The following is a 22206-nucleotide window of genomic DNA, read 5'->3' as shown; positions in this document are numbered from 1 at the left end:
ATAAACAATAGATATTTTGAGTGAATATAGACCTGAACTTGTCGATGCTTTCTACTTAACATCCAAATTTATCTTTTTATACTTTGCGCTGTGCTAACCAAACCGTATGACCAGCACATTCTAGGTCTTCTAAAACAACCTGAATAACATCAAAACCGTATTGCTTCAATAAAGATCGATATTCATGCCCTGATAAACTGGCATGATATAGTGCATCTCCAAACATATCTCCAATGACTTCTCCACTTTCAGGGCCACTAGTGAACATCAACACTGCACCAGTTTCAGCATAACGGGCAAATTGAGCGAACATTTTTCGCTGATCTGACGGGGTTAAATGAAAGAAACTATCCCACGCTAAAATACCCTGAAACTTTTGTTGTGTTTCAAATGTACGCATATCCGCCAGAATCCAAGTATGATCAGCAAATTGTTGTTGCGCCATTTCAATCATCACAGGAGAACTATCAACTCCTGTTAACTGACAACCTTGACTCATCAGATATGCAGCAATTGTTCTGCCTGAACCACAGCCTAAATCGAGTACTTGAGTAGAAGTCGGTAGTAATTGCAAAAAACGGTCTAACCATACTTTTTCATACAAAAATGTGCCCCGTAAATCCGTCCATGCTCTGCCATGTTTCTGGTAAATATGTATGATATTTTCAGCAAGATTTTTCTGGGTCATAGAGCAATATCCGTTTTAGTACCATTGGAAATTTGGTTTTTTATAAAAATTACCCACAACCTAGAATACATTAGCAATGCTTATAGCACACATAGAAAAGCCTTCATTTTGTAAAATTATTCATTAAAATCAAATTATTACAAATCAAAGGCTTTTCTTGAATGTATTTTTATGTCGGACTCTAACGCTTAATTCCCGAGTCCATTAATTTACTACATTCTTCTTCCTTCCAACTTAAACGCTGCCCCAAATCATGCTTATCAAAGTCAATTCTTAATTGACAGCGTTGGTAAGTTTGTGTGTTCGGGACACGAATATCGAGTACATAATTCCATGTCTGTACAAAGAATAAGCCTTCACTAAACTGTGGGTTCCCCAGTAAATGACGGTATTGATCTTTGGTTAATCCTGTACTGAGGTTAGCCACTGTACCATACTCATAACGTAACACCTCTTTTAAATAACTATGCTGAATGTCAGGAAAATGAATTTCTGGATCAGTCGATGGTTCCGCATAAACAAATGATGACGGCATTAGGATCAAGCCAATCACTGCACTATATAAAAATGATATTTTTTTCATTTAATTCAATCTCATAAGTAATATTTTTCAGATATTTAAATAAGAGACATCGTTTCATATGCCTCTTATTTGCTCTATTCAAAATGGATTAGTCAATTACTCCTGAGATACCAACACGGAACAATGGAGATCCAGTCGTTCCTCCAGCAACACCACCCGTCAATGACCAACGACCGTTATCTGCTGTGCGACGGAGTGTAGCGCCTAGAGCACTTTGGTTATTGTAATAAGATGCGCCTGCTGCATACGTCCATTTACCCGCAACAAATGGTGCTTGTTCAAGTGCTGCTGTTGCGGCAATACCTGCTGAAAGTTTGTCTTCCAGTTTATTGATACGATTATTGGTATACGTAAATGCCTGATCTAAATTGTTCTGAACATTTGAAACTCTTTTATCTACCGCACCTAAAGCATCACCTACATTATTATAAGAGCTATTCGCAACATTATATGTTGGAGCAGTTGTAGTTCCATTTGCATCAACTGTTGAACCACCACCTAAATAAGTTGCCATATTGCTGTTAGTTGTATACAACTGTGAACCATTCACCGCATCGGTAGATGTTGATGACACATGGCCCGTAGCGACATTTGTTACTTTTTGACCACCAGCATTGATTCCATTTTGGTCAATATTCACCTGACCAACCGCAAGACTATTTGTTTTTACGGTATTAGATGCCACGCTGTTAAAGTTAACATCCTTTGCAGTTGCTACAGTATAAACAGTATGCCCATCAGTTGTATCTTTGGCTGAAGTTACAACAATGTTGTCACCTTGTTTTAGCTCTGTCTTCGCAGCATTTGCAGAGCTTGTTGCATTTTGTGCAACTTGTGCTAATTGATCTTCAGTCGCAGCTTGTCCTGATACAATATTATTTGGACCATTCCATGTTGTATTACTCAAACCATTGACTGTTCCAGTATTTCCATTTATGGTCACTTTACCAGCATTAATCGTACCCGTTGTACCATCAATTGAGACTTTATTGCCAATATTCACTTTGTCACTTAGACCGACAGTCACCGTATTTCCAACATTGCTAACAGTTATGCCATTGGCCTGATTACCATTAATATTCACAGTATCACCAGGCTTCACTGTGGATGTTGCACCATGATCTGTTGCAACAGTCCAGCCCTGATTAGCACTGGTTGCCATACTGTTCACATATTGAATAGCATCATTGATCGTGTTTTGACCCGTACCACCAATATTTGTCCAAGTAATCTGATTACCTAAGTAAAGTGCATTACCACCCAATAGGCCCGTGATATTTTGACCTAAACCGTAAAGCTGGCTACCATTAATTGCATCTGTTGAATTTTGAGATACATCACCTGCTTGCACATGAGTCACTTTTTCATTTCCAGCATCAACACCATTAACTGATAGAGATGGACCTGTAGCATTACCATTTTGATCAGTAAAATGTAATCCATCCGCTGTTAATTGTGTTGCGTTACCTGTTGTACTTGGCAAGGTAATACTGTCTAAATTGAGCGCTCGATTTACACCTACCGAGTAAATCATGTGTCCATCTTGCGCAGTTTGTGATGCTACTGCAACATTTTGGTCACCACTTGCCGCTCTAACTTCTGTTTTCGCTGATGCTGTGCTGGTATTTAACTGACTCATATTCACTGCATCATTTGCGTTAACACCATTTGCAACATTGCTGATCTTCTGGTTACCCGCATTAATACCTGTTGCCGAGATCACTGGGCTATTGGCAAGTGCCGCACCAGTGTTATCCACAAAGCTTAAACCATTACTGTCTAGCTTGCTGCCACCCGCATTGATGCTATCTACACTAATGTTCTTCGCCAAACCAAGTTGTACGCCATCTGTTGTAGTGGTACTGGTAACGTTGCTGTCGCCTTTCACATTGATGGTGTCACCCAACTTGTAGTTGTGGTTGCTTGTGCCATCTCCGAAGTTGATGCCTTTGTCGGTCGTAGTTTTAACCGATGCAATCGCATCATCAACGGTGTTTTTACCAGTACCGCCAATATTGCTCATGCTGACAGTGCCACCACTATTGGTCGCATTACCACCAAGAAGATTCGCAAGATTGCCTTGGGTCGAGTTCAACTGTTCTTCTGTCGCTGCACGACCTGACGTTGCGAAACCTGTGCCACCTAATGTGGTGTTACTCAAGCCTTGAATGTCATTACTGTTCTTATCAATAACAACATTACCCACCGATACTTTATCGAAGGCAACTTGTTTGGCTGTCGTCACTGTATATGTGGTATGTCCATCTGTACCATCAACTGCTGATGTGACATCAATATTATCCCCAGCTTTGACTTCTGTTTTGGCCGCTTTCGCTGTGGTATTAACACTTTGAATGGCATCATTCACCGTGCTTTGCCCTGTGCCACCAATATTGCTCATGCTGACAGTGCCACCATTATTGGTTGCATTACCACCAAGAAGGTTCGCAAGATTGCCCTGTGTCGCGTTCAACTGTTCTTCTGTCGCTGCACGACCTGACGTTGCGAAACCTGTACCACCTAATGTGGTGTTACTCAAGCCTTGAATGTCATTGCTGTTCTTATCAATAACAACATTACCCACCGATACTTTGTCGAAGGCGACTTGTTTGGCTGTCGTCACTGTATATGTGGTATGTCCATCTGTACCATCAACTGCTGATGTGACATCAATATTATCCCCAGCTTTGACTTCTGTTTTGGCCGCTTTCGCTGTGGTATTAACACTTTGAATGGCATCATTCACCGTGCTTTGCCCTGTGCCACCAATGTTCGTCGTGGTGACTGCACGTGTAGTGCCATCAACGGTGGCTGCACCACCCATGATGTTTTTAATACTATCGATGGTGTTGTAAAGTTGGCCACCATTTACTGCATCCGTTGAGGTTGCAGTAATATCTCCAGCTTTTACATTCGTAATTTTTTTGTTACCCGCATTAATGCCTACTGCCGAGATCACTGGGCTATTGGCAAGTGCCGCACCTGTGTTATCCACAAAGCTTAAACCATTGCTGTCTAGCTTGCTGCCACCCGCATTGATGCTATCTACACTGATGTTCTTCGCCAAGCCAAGTTGGACACCATCTGCTGTGGTTGTACTGGTAACATTGCTGTCACCTTTAACATTGATGGTGTTGCCCAATTTGTAATTATTGCTGCTCGTTCCATCTCCGAAGTTGATGCCTTTGTCTGTCGTAGTTTTAACCGATGCAATCGCATCATCAACGGTGTTTTTACCAGTACCACCAATGTTGCTCATGCTGACAGTGCCGCCATTATTGGTTGCATTACCACCCAATAGGTTCGCAAGATTGCCTTGTGTCGAGTTCAACTGTTCTTCTGTCGCTGCACGACCTGACGTTGCGAAACCTGTACCACCTAATGTGGTGTTACTCAAGCCTTGAATGTCATTGCTGTTCTTATCAATAACAACATTACCCACCGATACTTTGTCGAAGGCAACTTGTTTGGCTGTCGTCACTGTATATGTGGTATGTCCATCTGTACCGTCAACTGCTGATGTGACATCAATATTATCCCCAGCTTTGACTTCTGTTTTGGCCGCTTTCGCTGTGGTATTAACACTTTGAATGGCATCATTCACCGTGCTTTGCCCTGTGCCACCAATATTTGTCGTGGTGACTGCACCTGTTGTTGCATCAATGGTAGTTGCACCACCCATGATGTTTTTAACATTGTTGGCGGTGTTGTAAAGTTGGCTACCATTTATTGCATCCGTTGAGGTTGCAGTAATATCTCCCGCTTTAACATTTGTAATCTTTTGATTACCCGCATTAATGCCTGCTGCCGAGATCACTGGGCTATTGGCAAGTGCTGCACCTGTGTTATCCACAAAGCTTAAACCATTACTGTCTAGCTTGCTGCCACCCGCATTGATGCTATCTACACTAATGTTCTTCGCCAAACCAAGTTGTACGCCATCTGTTGTAGTGGTGCTAGTGACATTACTGTCACCTTTAACATTGATGGTGTCGCCTAAAGCATATTGGTTGGCACCACCGCCATTACCAAATTTAATGCCTTTATTCACTGTTGCTTGTGCAGTATTCGTCATATTTTGGGTTGCTTTTAACTGTGCGACGTTTACCGCATCAGTATCCGCACTACCTGCTGCAACACCTGTAATCTGACGTGTAATCCCGTTAGATACATCACCGACTGCAAGTGCAGCGGCAGTAGACTGCCATGCTGGAGTCGTTAGCGTCGTAGAATTTGGATTATAACCAGCTACTCCAGCCAAAGTATTTTCAACACTTTGATAGCCAATCGCTACACCACCATTATGGTTAACAGTTGAACCAGCTCCAATCGCTACGCCTTGTTTTGCCAACACGGATGTATCACCACCAATGGCTACACTATAATCTCCATTGACATTCGTATTACTTCCTAACGCAATAGTACGATATCCATTTGCAATTGCGGTTGCTCCAAATGCAAGAGAACCATCACCTAAAGCTTGGGTATGCGTCCCTAATGCAATACTTGCTAAACCACTCGCCAAAGAGCGAGTACCCATTGCCGTAGCAAATGCACCACTTGCCTGATTCTGCATTCCCAAAGCCATTGATGCACCACCACTTGCTGTGGTTGGTGTAAAGTCATTAGGGTTTAAAGTATCTCCAGTTAAAGCAGCATAAAGTGCTCCTATAGTTTTTCCTGATTTTGCATCTATACCATTCACGACTTGCCGAACATCATCGCCACCAATAGCAATAGATGAATTACCCGATGCACGTGTATTCGCACCTAATGAGATTGCTTGGTCACCACTCGCCCACGATTCTGCCCCAATCGCAATAGACTGATTTGATGCTGAATTTGTTGGATTAAATGTCGAAGAATTTGAACCTATAGCAATACTTGATGTTGTCGGTGCACAGGCAGTATTTCCTAAAGCCAATGAATTAGTAGATTTTGCACCACCAGTTAATGTATTCGTATTAACACTTGCTGTTGCTGTGGTTGTACAGTTAATAGAGGTCGTTGCAGTACCGTTATCAGAAGCCTCATATCCAGCAAAAGCATTCGAGGAAAAAGTAATAATACTAATAGTTTTTATTACAGTACCCACTTTTGTCTTTTTATTACCTCTAGCAATTTCAGATACTGCAACCCATATTCCAAGTGAGACATTCCATATAACTTTATAAATATGATTTATTTTCACAACAACGCTCTATTCGTATAAAATTAGATCGCTAAAATAACGTAAAAAAATAAAATTAGTAGATGTAGTTATCATATTTAAATTTTATTCATAAAAATAAAATTTATTCGCAATTGATCTAAGTAGATATAGTGAATAAAATTCACGCTCAATTATTACTGTAATTAAAATACGGGGCTGCAACCGTGACTTTTCCTCCTGAAAAAATTATAAAAAGAAATATTGATACGATTGAATTAAGCAATGGAATAATTGTACATAGGATTTACTCCTCCCAAGATATCGATGTAAAAGAGAACTATATCAATGATAAAAAAGAACAAATAAATTTATACTTAACAATAAGTTCAGATTACACACCATCATTTCACCCTATCACATCCGAATTTATATTTTCAGAAAAAATTTATCAAAAATCTAATAAAAACCAAACAGAGCATCTAAATATAAATCAAAAAAATGATACTTTTAATGAGTATAGTTTATTAATACAAATCCCTAAAAACATATTAAACAAATGGGAGAATTATTTTAAAATACCTAAATGGATAGATTTAGATTTTTTATTATCAGAAGAAACAAATCAATTATCAATAAATATAAGTCAAAAAAAAATCATTATGATCATAATGGAAATATTAAGATTTAAAACAATTAATAACTTTAATTTTTTAGATTTTGAATGTCTGGTTTTAAACTTATGTTCAAATATTTTATCCATACAAGATGTTAAAATATATCAAAATAAAATTGATAATATTTTAGATATTATTCATCATGATCCATTTATGGATATTTCTATTAATGACCTAGCAAAATTGGCTGGAACAAATGAATCTTATCTAAGGCAAGAATTTAAAGATAAAATGGGGATAACCATTGGAACCTACATCAAAGACATGAAACTCAAAGAAGCAAAAAAACTACTGATTTATAACAATTTAAAAATTAAAGACATCGCTAAGTTGTGTGGGTACAATGATATCGGTTATTTTTCAAAAATAATCAAAAATGTAAACTAAACTCATGTCAAATTTTTTACTTTTAATCGATCAAATGTTATTGACTATCTTAGTCTGCAAATAAAATTAACATTAATTAAACATATTTAATAAAATATTTAACATAACAATTGGTAAAGATTTGAACACCACCTTATTTATACGATTTATCTTTTCCCGTTATCAACGGTATCGATAAAAATGATATATTCAATTCACCAACATCCCTCATTTTTAATTATTTTTTATGAAGCAAAATTCACTTTAATTACATAAAGTGATTTATATCACACTATTTGTATATAAATTCAATCCTATTTTTTATTAAAGTTTGTCTTACATATATCGTCAAAAATTCATTTTGAACAAATACACCATGAATTATCCAAGTACTCTTCATTGTTAAAATGATCATGATAGATGGCATTAAATGAACATAAGCTGATTTTTAGATATTTCGGCTACAAAATTTTTGATGATTATTTTTTAGATATTCTGATAAAAACTCCCCGTAAATCTGTCCATACTCTGCCATGTTTCTGGTAAATATGTATGATATTTTCAGCAAGATTTTTCTGGGTCATAGAGCAATATCCGTTTTAGTGCTATTGGAAATTTGATTTTTTCTTACCGGATTCATTTTAAACTTGGATCAAAATCTCGGCGAAACTACCCACAGCAGTGTAATTTTGTCATATAATTTAGCCCGCTAGCTAACAGCCCGCTCAAGAGAAATTTGATATGACAACAATTATCAAACAAGATGACTTGATCACATCAGTCAAGGATGCACTTCAATTCATTTCATACTACCATCCGCAAGATTTTATTCAGGCGATGAGTCGTGCGTATGATCGTGAAGAAAACAAAGCTGCGAAAGATGCCATTGCACAGATTCTGATTAACTCACGTATGTGTGCAGAAGGCCATCGCCCAATTTGCCAAGATACAGGGATTGTGAATGTCTTTGTTGACGTGGGTCTGGATGTTAAATTCGATTTAACCATGAGCCTAGATGATGCCATTAACGAAGGTGTTCGCCAAGGTTATCTGGAAAACAGTAACGTACTACGTGCATCGGTGCTTGCTGATCCTGCATTTGGTCGTAAAAATACTAAAGACAATACCCCTGCTGTTATTCACTACAAACTCGTACCAGGGAATAAAGTCGATATTACCGTTGCAGCAAAAGGCGGTGGTTCAGAAAACAAATCTAAACTTGCAATGCTAAATCCATCTGACTCTATTGTCGATTGGGTACTTAAAACTGTACCGACAATGGGTGCAGGCTGGTGTCCACCAGGTATGCTCGGTATCGGGATTGGTGGGACTGCCGAAAAAGCCATGATGCTTGCAAAAGAAGCACTCATGGAAGAAATTAACATGGATGAACTTCTGCGTCGCGGCCCTGAAAATAAAATCGAAGAACTTCGTATCGAAATCTTTGAAAAAGTAAATGCGCTCGGTATCGGTGCTCAAGGTCTTGGCGGTTTAACCACAGTTCTTGATATTAAAATCAAAGATTACCCTTGCCATGCTGCGGGTAAACCCGTGGGTATGATTCCGAACTGTGCAGCGACTCGTCATGCACATTTCCAACTTGATGGTTCAGGTGTAGCACATATTCAAGCGCCAAAACTTGAAGACTATCCACAAGTCACTTGGGATTCTTCAAAATCTAAACGTGTTAACCTAGACACGATTACCCAAGAAGAAATGGACTCATGGAAACCAGGCGATACATTATTGCTCAACGGTACTATGTATACAGGCCGTGATGCTGCGCATAAACGTCTTGTTGAAATGATCGACAATGGTGAAGAACTTCCTGTTGACTTAAAAGGTAAGTTTATCTATTACGTTGGGCCTGTTGATCCTGTAGGTGATGAAGTCGTTGGACCTGCTGGCCCGACTACTGCAACACGTATGGATAAATTCACACGTAAAGTGCTTGAACATACAGGCCTGTTCGGCATGATTGGTAAAGCAGACCGTGGCCCTACTGCGGTTGAAGCAATTAAAGACAACAAAGCAACTTACCTTATGGCTGTTGGTGGTGCTGCGTATCTTGTATCTAAAGCAGTCCGCCAAGCAGAAGTTGTTGCCTTTGCTGATTTAGGAATGGAAGCAATCTACAAATTTGTTGTAGAAGATATGCCTGTTTCTGTTGCTGTAGATGTGAATGGCACATCTATTCATGCGATTGCACCCAAAATCTGGCAAGCAAAAATTGGAAAAATTCCTGTGACTGATGCAACGGCATAACTGTCGTAACTGAAACACATCAAAAAAACACGCCACTTGGCGTGTTTTTTATTTACATTAGCAAGCTATTATCTTTTTCATAGGGGTTTTAGGCATGCAACTCAAAAGCATCAGCCAGATTATTGCTTTACTTGGTGGATTTTTTTTCTTTAATGCGAGTCATGCAACACCCGCCTCTCCAACTTCAATTAACAAACTCTTCGATGTTTTACAAATTAAACAAAACACACAAGCTATGGTTAAACCGCAACAACTAAAAATGCTTGGTTTAGATAAAGAACAATTTTGGACATCCGTTGAGCCTCAACTGAAACAACTCTATCAACAAAATTTAACCGAAGAAGAAATTCAAGCACTCAACCGTTTTTATGAAACACCTGAAGGACAATCTCTTTCGCAAAAAATGCCATACTTAAGTCAACAAACTTATGAAGTTGTGATTAAAAACATGATGAATAATAGTAGTTTAAGTAACGGATTATTTAAAGTTTTAGGCCTAGAAAACAATTAATTTCAAATTCACATTTGCGCCACATGATTGAAATACTCAAATATTATGAGTATTTTCATTCATTAATATAGATGTAATGAAGTTTTGATATATTCAGATCTGTTGATATTTTACACTTACAACTTAAACCAATAGTGTGCAATTTACAGATGATACAAAAGCAAATATGATGATGTTTAGTCATTCTAAATGAATCATTTTGGATAAAATAGCAACAATAAATATCAACAGACTTCGTTCTACCAGTAAAAAAAATGAAATACCAATTTCGGAAATAATCTCATGTTAAAATTAAAAAATCTTTGCTTACCTTTCGTACTCACTCTTGGTTGCTTAAGCTCTGCTGCGTTTGCAACACCAGCAAAACCAAGTTCTGTCGAACAGTTGGTACAACTTGCGCAGGTCCATAAAACAGTACAAGACTCTATTCAAGCCATGCGTCCTGTTTTTCAACAAAAATCTGTTCAAACAATTCAAAGATATACAGGACATCAGACCTTAACAGCCCAAGATTTAACAGCAAGCCAACAACTTACAACAGTACTGCAAAATATGACGGCTGAAAGCTTAAAAAATGCCAATATAGATGAAATGATTCGAAATATTTATCAGCAGAATTTTACTGAAGAGGAAGTTCAAGCTTATATTCGTTTTTTAAACACACCTGAAGGTCGTTCAATTACACAGAAAACACCCATGATCATGAACCAAATAGGTCAGGATGTAGCAAAACTCACTCAAAAAGGTGAGTTCAGCCAACAGCAACAAGAAAAATATAAACAACAGATCCAAGACATCTTAAAACCATTACCAAAGCAAGCAAAAACCAAATAAAAAGAAAGTTAAATCCAATCCCATAAAAAAACGCGCATTAAAATGCGCGTTTTTTAACTAAAAATAAAACTAGGCTGATTTAGAATCGACAACTTTCAATTCTGTTTTATCTTCTGTTGCAGTATGAGGTTTGTTGGTGCGTTCAGCTTTGAACTCAGGCGCAGCCTGATCATCAATCACTGCTTTTGTCACAACCACTGTACCTACATCGCTACGGCTTGGTAAGTCATACATGGTTTCAAGGAGTACATTCTCTAAAATCGAACGTAAACCACGCGCCCCTGTATTGCGTTCCAATGCTCTTTTGGCAACTGCACGTAATGCTTCAGATTCAAACACCAAATCAACATTTTCCATATCGAATAAATGTTCATATTGACGTGTTAAAGCATTCTTTGGTTCTGTCAAAATCTGCACAAGTGCTTCTTCATCTAGTTCCTCTAAAGTGGCAATGACAGGCAAACGTCCGATAAATTCAGGAATAAGACCAAAACGTACCAAATCATTCGCTTCAACTTGACGGAAAAGTTCAGATACTTTTTTAGTATCATCCTTTTTCTTCACTTCTGCATTAAAGCCAATGCCACCCTTTTCCTGACGCTGCTGAACAATTTTTTCCAGACCAGAGAACGCACCACCACAAATAAATAAAATATTCGAAGTATCGATCTGGATAAATTCTTGCTGTGGATGTTTACGCCCACCCTGAGGTGGAATTGAGGCAACTGTTCCCTCAATCATTTTCAGCAAGGCTTGTTGTACACCTTCACCAGACACATCACGTGTAATTGATGGATTCTCAGATTTACGCGTAATCTTATCAATCTCATCAATATAAATAATGCCTTTTTGTGCTTTTTCGACATCGTAATCCGCTTTTTGCAAAAGCTTTTGTACAATGTTTTCAACGTCTTCACCAACATAACCTGCTTCGGTGAGTGTTGTCGCATCTGCCATTGCAAAAGGAACATCTAGCAAACGTGCCAAAGTTTGCGCAAGCAATGTTTTACCCGAACCTGTTGGTCCGATCAGCAAAATATTACTTTTCGCAATTTCAACATCATCATGCTTACGACCCGTATGGGCCGTTTTTAAGCGTTTATAATGGTTATAAACTGCAACTGACAAGGTTTTCTTGGCCGTGTCCTGACCAATCACATATTGGTCAAGTGCAGCACGAATTTCATGAGGTTTTGGCAATGGACGGTTTGCCCAGTCACCAGAATTTACTTGCTGACTGGTTTGTACCAAGTCTAAGCATACATCCACACATTCGTTACAAATGTAGGCGTCCTCACCTGCAATCAGTTTCCCGACTTCAGACTGCGTTTTACCGCAAAATGAACAATGTTTTTGTCCTTGAGGATGATTGGACATATTTTCTCCAATTTAATCTTTTTTAAATTATGGACGTTTTGTCAATACAGCATCAACCAAACCGTACTCTTTTGCAGCCTGTGCTGTCATAAAGTTATCACGATCGGTATCACGCGCAACAGTTTCAAAATCCTGACCGCTATGTTCTGCCATTAAACGATTTAAACGTTCTTTAATAAATAGAATTTCACGTGCATGAATTTCAATATCTGACGCTTGTCCACGGAAACCACCTAAAGGCTGGTGGATCATTACACGGGCATTTTCAAGACAATAGCGTTTGCCTTTTGCACCTGCGTTCAATAAAAATGCGCCCATTGAAGCCGCTTGTCCCATACAAATGGTTGAAACATCAGGCTTAATAAACTGCATCGTATCGTAAATTGCCATACCCGCAGTCACAGAACCACCCGGTGAGTTAATATAAAGATGAATATCTTTATCAGGGTTCTCTGCTTCTAAAAATAACATTTGCGCAACAATGAGGTTTGCCATGTTATCTTCAACTTCACCTGTCAGAAAAATAACACGCTCTCTTAAAAGACGCGAAAAAATATCAAATGAACGTTCACCACGAGAGGACTGCTCTACAACAACAGGAACTAAAGCATTTTCAATATCTGGAACATACATACGTTTATTTATTCCTAAATTTTTATGACCTAAACCATAGCAACAATATGAGGGATAAAAGTCAAAATTGCAAAACTATTCCTGATTTAATTAACAGATAAATACTTAAAAAATAGTGATGCTTTGAACTGTCTTTTCGTTGCATAAAAAAAGGCGCGTTAACGCGCCTTTTTTAAAGAACTTGATTAGCCTTGTTGACGAGCTTGTTGTTCTTTCAACAATTCTTCATAAGATACAGCTTTATCAGTTACTTTAGCAGAAGCCAAGATGTGATCTACAACTTGATCTTCTAAAACAACAGCTTCGATTTGAGCGCGTTGCTGTTTGTCATTTTTGAAGTATTCAACCACTTCAGTTGGATCTTCGTAAGAAGAAGCCATATCTTCGATGTAAGCTTCTACACGAGTTTGATCAACTTCAAGGTTAGCATCAGCCAATACTTTGCTGACCAATACACCAAGTTTTACTGATTTTTCAGCTTGTTCTTTGAACAAGTCATCTGGAAGCATGCTAGAGTCAAATGCTTTCGCACCTTGTGCACCAAACTGCTGAGTGAATTGTTGGATCATTTGTTGACGTTGACGGTCAATTTCCTGAGCAACCATTGCAGCTGGTACTTCGATTTCGTTAGCAGCAACCAACGCATCAAATGCAGCTGATTTAACTTGGTTACGAAGACCATTTTTCACTTCACGTTCCATATTTTTACGAACGTCAGCTTTTAATTTTTCAACGCCTTCTTCTTCAGTTAAACCAAAGATTTTTAAGAATTCAGCATCAATTTCTGGTAATTTCGCTTTTTCAACTTGTTTAACAGTGATCTTGAATTGCGCTTGTTTACCCGCAAGGTTTTCAGCTTGGTAATCTTCAGGGAAAGTAACATCGATTACTTTTTCTTCGCCTGCTTTCATACCTACGATTCCGTCTTCAAAACCAGGAATCATACGACCAGCACCTAACACAAGTTTAAAGTCTTCTGCTGAACCACCTTCAAACTTCTCACCATCAATAGAACCTTCAAAGTCGAAAGTTACTTGCATGTCTTTTTTCGCCATGCCTTTGGTTACAGCCCAAGTTTGACGTTGTTTTTGCAAGTTTTCGATCATTTGATCGACATCTTTATCAGTGATTTCAGAAGATTTACGTTCAACTTCTAAACCATCAAATGCTTTCACTTCAACTTCTGGATAAACTTCTACAGTCGCTTCAAAAACCAAAGCATCATCTTTGTTTTCAACTTTTTCAATGTTTGGCATGCCAACAGCATTGATTTTTTCTTGTTGAATTGCTTCAAAAACGCTATCACGAATAATGTCGTTTACAACTTCTTGATAGATACCAGCACCATATTCACGGCGTACAACATCTACAGGTACTTTACCTGGGCGGAAGCCGTTGATTTTCGCAGTTTTGGCAGTGCGTTTTAAGCGAGCTTCAAATTGCTCGTTAACACGGCTCGTCGGTACAGATACGTTTAAACGACGGGCAACGCCCGAAACCGCTTCAGTCGTTACTTGCATGGCTTCCTCAATTATCTAGTTAGTAGTAGCAAATTTTTAAAGTCGTGTATTATAAGCCATCATTGCAAGATATACAAAATTTTGGCTCGAGATTATTAAAAACTCACCAATAATTTACATTTCTAACCTATTTCACCTTATCAAGCTGATGATTCAGAATTGATCATTTTGTGAAAAAAACAATATAGTTAAAAAATCTTCTGACAAAGAACTTAAGCATCAAGTCACAAAGTGATACTATTTTTATAGATTTAAATTTGACTTTCAAAAGCATTAACGCAAGCTTAAACCGAATAAAAAAATACAAAAAATTTCTTATAGATCATACAATCACGTTAAAGAAAAACATTTCTACATCACGATTTACAAAACCTATCGTTAAACTGAAACCTCAAAAAACCTTTTTGGAGAAAGGCGATGAGTTTTTTAGATGAAGTAGGAAAAATTGCCGGTGCGATTGTTGCTGAACAAGCTGTTGATAAGCTTGATCCAGATGCAGGTCTCCTAGAAAAAGCCGCAAGTGCTTTTGCAGGTTATGAAGCGACCAAAATTGCAGAAGAAAAATTAGAAAATCATGATGAGCAACAACCTTCTGATGATGAATCTTAATTTTTCATAATCTGATTCTGATGAGAGGCTGTTGGCATTTCACTCATACCGACAATGCAGACTGTGTATTTTTAATGCAAAAGTTTTTAAGTATTTTAAAATTCAAATGATGAAATTTAGCCGCTCTAAATATAAATCATTGTCCACAAATAAATACCAAAAATAGTCTGCTTTCAATGGATGATAAATGAAATGCCAATACCCTCACGGATTCTTAAAACAGTTCTCTAAACCCAAGAATCCTCCTAGCATCCCCAAACAAATCATCAAAAATAATTTCACCAGATCTGCTAAATTCATTTTTAGTCATTAGATTTTTTAAATGCAAAGATTCACTTCATCCCAATGTAGGTTCTTTATTACAGACCTTCCCCATATAGCGCTTAATAAAAATCAAACCGCATATTATATTTTTTAAAAAATAATATATAAACACTTAATCAATCTAACAATAGTGATCAAAATTTCACCAAAACTGTCTTTTAAAACTAGCATCCCCCTGATATCGATCATTTTTATACTCATAAATAGTAATAATTATTATTTACAATTGAGTAAGTTATTATTATTCAATTTATCAATTAATATTAAATTCAATTACTTAATATACTTTTCATAAATTCTTTCTAAAAATTCATAATAAATACATATTCTTTATCGGTTTTTTCTATCAAAATATAGTGATATTAATAACAATAATTATTAACATTTAAAAAATCTTTACAATTAGCCTCCTTTAGAAGCATTTACTATGTCACGTATCAAAACTCATAAGAAGATTGTTTCTTCTGCATTCGCCTCTTCTCTCTCTTTATTCGCAACAGCAGCAATTGCGCAAGATGAAAGCACTGTGCTCCCCACAATTCACTCCCAAGCACAAAAAAATGAGGAGGGTTTCAAGGTCGATCACTCAGCAAATACCAAATATGTTGCCGCACTTTTAGATACACCTAAATCTGTTGCTGTTGTGTCGCAAAAACTTTTACAAGAAACCAGTGCAAACTCTTTAACACAAGCCTTACAAAATGTTCCTGGCATTACCTTCGCTGCTGGTGAAGGTGGTACACCATTTGGTGATACACCTTATATCCGAGGGTACAGTGCTCAATCTTCTATCTATGTCGATGGGGTTCGTAACTCAACACTACAAAACCGAGATATGTTCGCTGTTGAACAAGTTGAAGTCACCAAAGGTTCTAGCTCTGCCCTTTCAGGCGGTGGCGGTGTTGGCGGAAGTATTAACCTGATTACAAAAGTTGCCCATCAAGGCGATCAATATCAGGGAACCGTAGCAGGTGGTACAGACAGTTATCGGCATATCATGCTTGATGCCAACAAAGATTTTGGCAATAGCGTAGCAGGTCGTGTTGTGGTTATGGGGCATCAAAATGATAAACCCGGTGAAACGAATGGTGCTGAATATAACCGTGTAGGCATTGCCCCAAGTCTTGCATGGGGGTTGGGTACTGCAACACGTGGTACGCTCAGCTATTATTTCCTAAAAAGTGATGATGAACCCGATGCAGGAATTCCTTTCCCCACAACAGGCGGAAAACCAATCTCGGTTAAACAAGGCACATACTATGGTTGGAAAAATCGCGATTTTGATAAACGAGAAAATCATATTGGGACATTTAAGTTAGAGCATGATTTTAATGACAATCTGACCTTGACCAATACTGCGACCTATACCAAATCAAAAACCAATTATATTTATACCAATGCCGATGACTCTAAAGGAAACGTGGTAAATGGTAGTGTCTGGCGTGGACATTCTTTAAGCCGTATTTCGAATACCGATGCTTATGGTGACCAGCTTGCCTTGACTGGAAAATTCAATACTGGTTTCCTCAAACACAGTTTTAATGTAGGTGCAGAATGGAGTTATCAAACTACAGATCTAGGTTTGTACATTACGCCCGCAACAAGCAGTACATGTACAGCATCTAACTACCAATGTACAGATTTATACCATCCAACAAATCCAGCCTATACAGGTACAATTACGCCTTATAGCAATATGAACACAACAAGAAGTCGAACAACTTCGCTATATGCTTTAGATAGTATTGAATTTACACCACAATGGTTACTGAATTTAGGGCTACGTTGGGACAAATTTGATACCAGTTTAAAATATAATAAAGCATCAATGACCTATGCTGGTGTTTCATCAGTCGGTGTAAATGCAGAAAGTGATAGTGATTTCCTCTCTTATCAAACTGGTTTAGTCTTTAAACCAACTGAAAATGGTAGCATCTACGCAAGCATTGCAACGTCCGCCAATCCTGTGGGAATTGGTCAAGGTGACAGTAGCGAATCTTCTGTCAGTACGGCTATTGCCGACCTTAAGCCTGAAAAATCACGTACTTATGAAATTGGAACCAAATGGAATATTTTCAATAAACGTGCCAATATTACAGCCGCTATTTTTCGGACCGAAAAACAAAATACCCGTATTCAAGATGCCAGTGGTTTATATTCCAATGTAGGTGACAGCCGAGTGGATGGCTTTGAACTGGGCTTAAATGGTCACTTAACCCCAAAATGGGAAATCGCTGCTGGATATAGCTATTTAGACAGTGAACTAAAAACCCCTGGTTATAGTTGCCGTGGCACCACATGTACTGTCACACCGGCAGGTGGTCCAATTCCATATGTTGCCAAAAATAGTGCGACACTGTGGTCAACCTATAAAGTTTTACCAAAATGGACTGTAGGTGCAGGTGCTCAATACAAAAGCCGTGCTTATGTAAACTCAAGCGCCACTGCTGAGAAATATATGCCTGCGTACACCATTTACAATGCAATGATGAAATACGATGTTAATCCGAATGTAAACCTTCAGCTCAATGTGAATAACATTTCAGACAAGCGTTATTTCACCAGTGCCCATGCAGCACACTATGCCTTTGAAGGTGATGGTCGTAATGCGGTCTTGGCTGTGAATTTTAAATATTAATTCAAACCCTCTTTCATCCATGTAAATGATTGTTATTTGTAATAACCAGCGAATTTCATCATTCGTTGGTTTTTGACATTAAAATGATCTTGAGGTAGGACAAATCCACAATGATGCTTCATGTTCCCAACGTCTTAAGCAAGACTCAAGTCGCCCAAATTCGAGAAGCCATGCAGCAAAATGACCAGTGGATTTCTGGAAGTAAAACTGCTGGACATCAAGCGACAAAAATTAAAAATAATCTCCAAATTGATGCCAATAGCGATTTATATAAAGATCTCAATACGTTCATTTTCCAAGCTATCCAAAGTAACCTTCTCATTCAATCCTTTGCATTGCCTAAAAAAATTCTTCCGCCTATGTTTAACTGTTACCAAGATGGCGGGCATTATGGCAATCATGTCGACAACGCTGTGCAGTGGTCTAAACTTGATCAAACCGCCATTCGAACCGATGTTTCAATCACCATTTTCTTATCTGAACCTGATGAATATGAAGGTGGTGAACTGATTGTTGAAGATTGCTATGGTAGCCATGAGGTTAAACTTGATGCAGGCGATGCCATTGTTTACCCTGCAACCAGTTTGCACCGAGTAGAATCCGTCACTAAGGGGGTACGTATTGCTTCATTTACATGGATGCAAAGCATGGTCAAGGATGACTGGCAGCGTTCCATGTTGTTTAATCTTGATATGACCATTATGAGCCTAAAACAAAAAATCGGTGATTGTGAAGAAGTCCTTAACCTCACCAATCACTACCACAACCTACTGCGCCAATGGGGAGACGTTTAATGACATCCACCCAACCATTGGCTGCATTAAATGAGATTCCAGCCTATTTACAGACATTACTCGACTATGAAAAACAGGCAGTACAACACTTAGCTCCAGATGTTTGGGGCTATTTGTCTGGTGGTGCAATGCGTGAAATTAGTGTGGGACAAAACCTTTCACAATTTGAAAGAATCCAACTGATTCCCAGACATTTAAATGACCTGACTCAAGGCAATACCTCGCTTGAACTCTTTGGACAGCATTATCCACACCCCATTTTTTTAGCCCCGATTGGTCATCAACAACTTTTTCACCCTCAAGGTGAAGCCGCCACTACCCTTGCGGCTGAAGTCATGCAAAGTAATTATGTGCTCAGTACCTTTACCAATACGGCAATGGATCAGCTCAACCCGCACAATCCTTACAAATGGTTTCAGTTGTATTGGCAAGGGTCACGGGAAAAATCCTATCCACTGATTGGACAGGCCGAACAGTATGGTTTTAAAGCCATTGTCATCACGGTAGATGCTCCACATGTCGGGATTCGTGACAGAGAACGACAACTTGCTTTTCATTTACCCAATGACATGCAGCATCCACACACACCAACACATATCAGTTTTCCCGATGTGTCACCATCTGAACACAAACTGTTTAATGGGTTAATGAAGGTTTCTCCCAAATGGGATGACATTGAATGGCTCGTCAAAAACACCCAATTACCTGTGTTGTTAAAAGGCGTGTTACACCCTGCCGATGCAAAAAAGGCCATTGAACTTGGTGTTCAAGGTTTAATTATTTCAAATCACGGTGGCCGTATTTTAGATACCAGCATTTCTCCCCTTACCGCATTGGAAATAATTAAAGACCATCTGCCAGCAGATATTCCATTGCTTTATGATGGTGGTATCCGCCGAGGAACCGATGTCTTTAAAGCCCTTGCACTTGGCGCGTCAGCCGTTTTAATTGGACGACCTTATATTTACGGACTCGCCACTGCGGGTGCTTTAGGTGTCGCACATGTCATTCGTACCCTATTAGAAGAATTTGAAGTTACGATGGCATTAATGGGAACAGCTACCTTAAAAGAGATCAATCGTGACTATATTTACCGAAGTTAAACCGAAGTATGAGAAAATTTTTCCATAATATGGACTTTCTTCTAAAATTCGGTAAATATTTTCCAATCAATGCGATTAATATAACAATACATAGTGTACAGCGATGTATTGCACTCAAATTGTTGCGATGGCATCACACGTACTCAAAACACCTGTGCCATGATTGCCTATGGATTACAAAATGAAAGTTTTATTGATCGACCCAATCACTCATATAACGCCCAATACCCTTGGACATCTGCGACTGAGTAATTAACTTTTATTTGATTCATCAACAATTTAAGCAATTGAAATCTTGATTTAACACACCATATTTAAAGTAGACGTTGCCATTACCCCAGCGCAAAACTACGAGCAAGGAGCAATCCCATGATGTTGGCAGACCCAAGTAAGAAATACCGTCGCATGTACCAACGAGTCGATTTACCTGATCGTCAGTGGCCAAATAACGAAATTAACCAAGCCCCGATTTGGATGAGCACCGACTTACGTGACGGCAACCAAGCCATTTTTGAACCAATGGATCTTGAACAAAAATTTAAGATGTTCCAAATGCTGGTTAAAATTGGGTTCAAACACATCGAAATTGGTTTCCCTTCGGCATCTCAAATTGATTTTGACTTTACCCGTAAATTAATCGAAGAAAATCACATTCCAGAAGATGTATACATCGAAGTTTTGGTACAAGCACGTGATCATTTGATTGCACGTACATTTGAAGCACTTGAAGGCGCAAAACGTGCCATCGTCCATATTTATAATTCAAACTCGCCAACCTTCCGTCAAAAAGTATTAAATGTAGATATTGCTGGGGCAAAACAACTTGCAATCAATGCTGCTGAAAAAGTGAAAGAATACGCAGCAAAACAGCCTGAAACGCAGTGGATTTTCCAATATAGCCCTGAATGTTTCTCTGCTACAGAACTTGAAGTGGCTAAAGATGTTTGTGATGCAGTCACCAAAATTTGGGATGCACGTCCAGAACAAAAAGTGATTTTGAACTTGCCTGCAACCGTTGAAGTTTCAACACCAAATGTTTATGCCGACCAAATCGAATGGATGCACCGCAACATCGAACGTCGTGATGGTGTGTTGATTTCGGTTCACTGCCACAATGACCGTGGTTGTGGAATTGCCGCTTCTGAACTTGCGATTATGGCAGGCGCAGACCGTGTAGAAGGCTGTGTGTTTGGGAATGGTGAACGTACAGGTAATGTCGATGTTGCGGCAATGGCATTAAATATGTACAGCCAAGGCGTTGCGCCAAATCTTGATTTTTCCAATATCAACGAAATCATTGCAACTGTTGAAGAATGTACAGGTTTACCGATTCATCCTCGTCATCCATACGCAGGTGATTTGGTGTTCACAGCTTTCTCTGGTTCGCATCAGGACGCCATTAAAAAAGGCTTTGAATTCCAGAAAAACCAAGAAATTTGGGATATGCCTTACTTGCCAATTGACCCGAAAGATTTAGGTCGTGACTACGATGCAGTGATTCGTGTCAACAGTCAGTCAGGTAAAGGCGGTATTGCATACTTACTTGAGTCAAACTACAGTGTGGTGTTGCCTCGTCGTTTACAAATTGAATTTAGCCAAGTGGTTCAAGAACATACCGATACCACGGCAAAAGAAATTTCAGCAGAACAAATCTGGGACTTGTTTAAAGACACGTATGTTGGCATTAAAGACAAAAACTATGTCGCTAAAAACTACAAATTGTCTGACGAAAATGGCAACCAGATCATTGATGTAGAAATTGAAGTCGATGGCGAAACCCAGCATTTACGTGGTGAAGGCAACGGCCCAATCTCTGCAATCGTGAATGCACTTCAATTGCCAATTGATGTCTTGAACTATGAAGAACGTAGCATTAGTTCAGGTGCACATGCCAAAGCCTTGACCTTAGTTGAATTACAAGTTAAAGGCACAGGCAAAAGCGCATTTGGTGCAGGGATTCATGACAACACTGTCACCTCTTCAATTGAAGCAATCTTCGCATGTACCAATCGTTTAATTGAACAAGGCTTACTTAGCACAGAAGATATCGTTTCTGAAGCTGTTTAATCTTTAAAAATCATTTAAAAAGGATACCTAAACTGGTATCCTTTTTGCTCTTAAGAGATTCAAAATAA

14 protein-coding genes and 1 pseudogene are annotated in these 22206 nt (G+C 38.6%); 9 read left to right on the top strand and 6 right to left on the bottom strand.

The window, feature by feature from the left end; genetic code table 11:
- Positions 1 to 76 precede the first annotated feature (76 nt).
- The 3 genes and pseudogenes from ABDV70_RS04385 to ABDV70_RS04375 all read right to left on the bottom strand — a co-directional run bounded on the left by ABDV70_RS04385 (position 77) and on the right by ABDV70_RS04375 (position 6462).
- The gene (locus tag ABDV70_RS04385; RefSeq protein WP_343595722.1) at positions 77 to 688 is read right to left on the bottom strand and encodes a class I SAM-dependent methyltransferase; all 612 of its coding nucleotides are present in this window, start codon (positions 686 to 688) and stop codon (positions 77 to 79) included.
- 202 nt (positions 689 to 890) lie between these two features.
- A pseudogene (bamE, locus tag ABDV70_RS04380) lies at positions 891 to 1223 on the bottom strand (outer membrane protein assembly factor BamE); the annotation flags it as partial.
- Positions 1224 to 1359: 136 nt separating this feature from the next.
- The gene (locus ABDV70_RS04375) at positions 1360 to 6462 is read right to left on the bottom strand and encodes an ESPR-type extended signal peptide-containing protein (protein ID WP_343595720.1); all 5103 of its coding nucleotides are present in this window, start codon (positions 6460 to 6462) and stop codon (positions 1360 to 1362) included.
- A 185-nt stretch (positions 6463 to 6647) separates the two neighbouring features.
- On the opposite strand from ABDV70_RS04375, the gene ABDV70_RS04370 reads away from it, so the two are divergent.
- The 4 genes from ABDV70_RS04370 (at position 6648) to ABDV70_RS04355 (ending at position 11073) form a co-directional block, all read left to right on the top strand.
- Positions 6648 to 7484 (top strand): helix-turn-helix transcriptional regulator, encoded by an 837-nt coding sequence (locus ABDV70_RS04370; RefSeq protein ID WP_343595718.1) that lies wholly within the window; start codon positions 6648 to 6650, stop codon positions 7482 to 7484.
- A 720-nt stretch (positions 7485 to 8204) separates the two neighbouring features.
- Complete coding sequence (locus tag ABDV70_RS04365) at positions 8205 to 9728, top strand: fumarate hydratase (protein ID WP_343595716.1); 1524 nt, start codon at positions 8205 to 8207, stop codon at positions 9726 to 9728.
- A gap of 94 nt (positions 9729 to 9822) precedes the next feature.
- Positions 9823 to 10239: a DUF2059 domain-containing protein gene (locus ABDV70_RS04360; protein WP_343595715.1), complete on the top strand. Its 417-nt coding sequence runs from the start codon at positions 9823 to 9825 to the stop codon at positions 10237 to 10239.
- Positions 10240 to 10521: 282 nt separating this feature from the next.
- Positions 10522 to 11073: a DUF2059 domain-containing protein gene (locus ABDV70_RS04355; protein WP_343595713.1), complete on the top strand. Its 552-nt coding sequence runs from the start codon at positions 10522 to 10524 to the stop codon at positions 11071 to 11073.
- Between the two features lie 69 nt (positions 11074 to 11142).
- Here the strand turns inward: ABDV70_RS04355 and clpX are convergent, their stop codons facing one another.
- The 3 genes from clpX to tig all read right to left on the bottom strand — a co-directional run bounded on the left by clpX (position 11143) and on the right by tig (position 14603).
- Positions 11143 to 12450: an ATP-dependent protease ATP-binding subunit ClpX gene (gene clpX / locus ABDV70_RS04350; RefSeq protein WP_343595711.1), complete on the bottom strand. Its 1308-nt coding sequence runs from the start codon at positions 12448 to 12450 to the stop codon at positions 11143 to 11145.
- A 27-nt stretch (positions 12451 to 12477) separates the two neighbouring features.
- Positions 12478 to 13083, bottom strand: a complete 606-nt coding sequence (clpP, locus tag ABDV70_RS04345; RefSeq protein ID WP_343595709.1) for an ATP-dependent Clp endopeptidase proteolytic subunit ClpP — start codon at positions 13081 to 13083, stop codon at positions 12478 to 12480.
- A gap of 185 nt (positions 13084 to 13268) precedes the next feature.
- Positions 13269 to 14603: a trigger factor gene (gene tig / locus ABDV70_RS04340; protein ID WP_343595708.1), complete on the bottom strand. Its 1335-nt coding sequence runs from the start codon at positions 14601 to 14603 to the stop codon at positions 13269 to 13271.
- A 417-nt stretch (positions 14604 to 15020) separates the two neighbouring features.
- On the opposite strand from tig, the gene ABDV70_RS04335 reads away from it, so the two are divergent.
- The 5 genes from ABDV70_RS04335 to leuA all read left to right on the top strand — a co-directional run bounded on the left by ABDV70_RS04335 (position 15021) and on the right by leuA (position 22138).
- Positions 15021 to 15212: a hypothetical protein gene (locus ABDV70_RS04335; protein WP_343595706.1), complete on the top strand. Its 192-nt coding sequence runs from the start codon at positions 15021 to 15023 to the stop codon at positions 15210 to 15212.
- A 751-nt stretch (positions 15213 to 15963) separates the two neighbouring features.
- Positions 15964 to 18174, top strand: a complete 2211-nt coding sequence (locus ABDV70_RS04330; RefSeq protein ID WP_343595704.1) for a TonB-dependent siderophore receptor — start codon at positions 15964 to 15966, stop codon at positions 18172 to 18174.
- A 110-nt stretch (positions 18175 to 18284) separates the two neighbouring features.
- The gene (locus ABDV70_RS04325; protein WP_343595703.1) at positions 18285 to 18968 is read left to right on the top strand and encodes a Fe2+-dependent dioxygenase; all 684 of its coding nucleotides are present in this window, start codon (positions 18285 to 18287) and stop codon (positions 18966 to 18968) included.
- Positions 18968 to 20071, top strand: coding sequence for an alpha-hydroxy acid oxidase (locus ABDV70_RS04320; protein WP_343595702.1), 1104 nt, complete (start codon positions 18968 to 18970; stop codon positions 20069 to 20071). The genes ABDV70_RS04325 and ABDV70_RS04320 overlap by 1 nt, the downstream gene beginning before the upstream one ends.
- Positions 20072 to 20440: 369 nt before the next feature.
- Complete coding sequence (gene leuA / locus ABDV70_RS04315; RefSeq protein WP_343595700.1) at positions 20441 to 22138, top strand: 2-isopropylmalate synthase; 1698 nt, start codon at positions 20441 to 20443, stop codon at positions 22136 to 22138.
- Positions 22139 to 22206: the final 68 nt, after the last annotated feature.

The organism is Acinetobacter sp., from assembly GCF_039596015.1.
Taxonomy (GTDB): domain Bacteria; phylum Pseudomonadota; class Gammaproteobacteria; order Pseudomonadales; family Moraxellaceae; genus Acinetobacter.
Note: the sequence above shows the minus strand (reverse complement) of the source record. Positions and strands in the feature narration are given on the sequence as shown.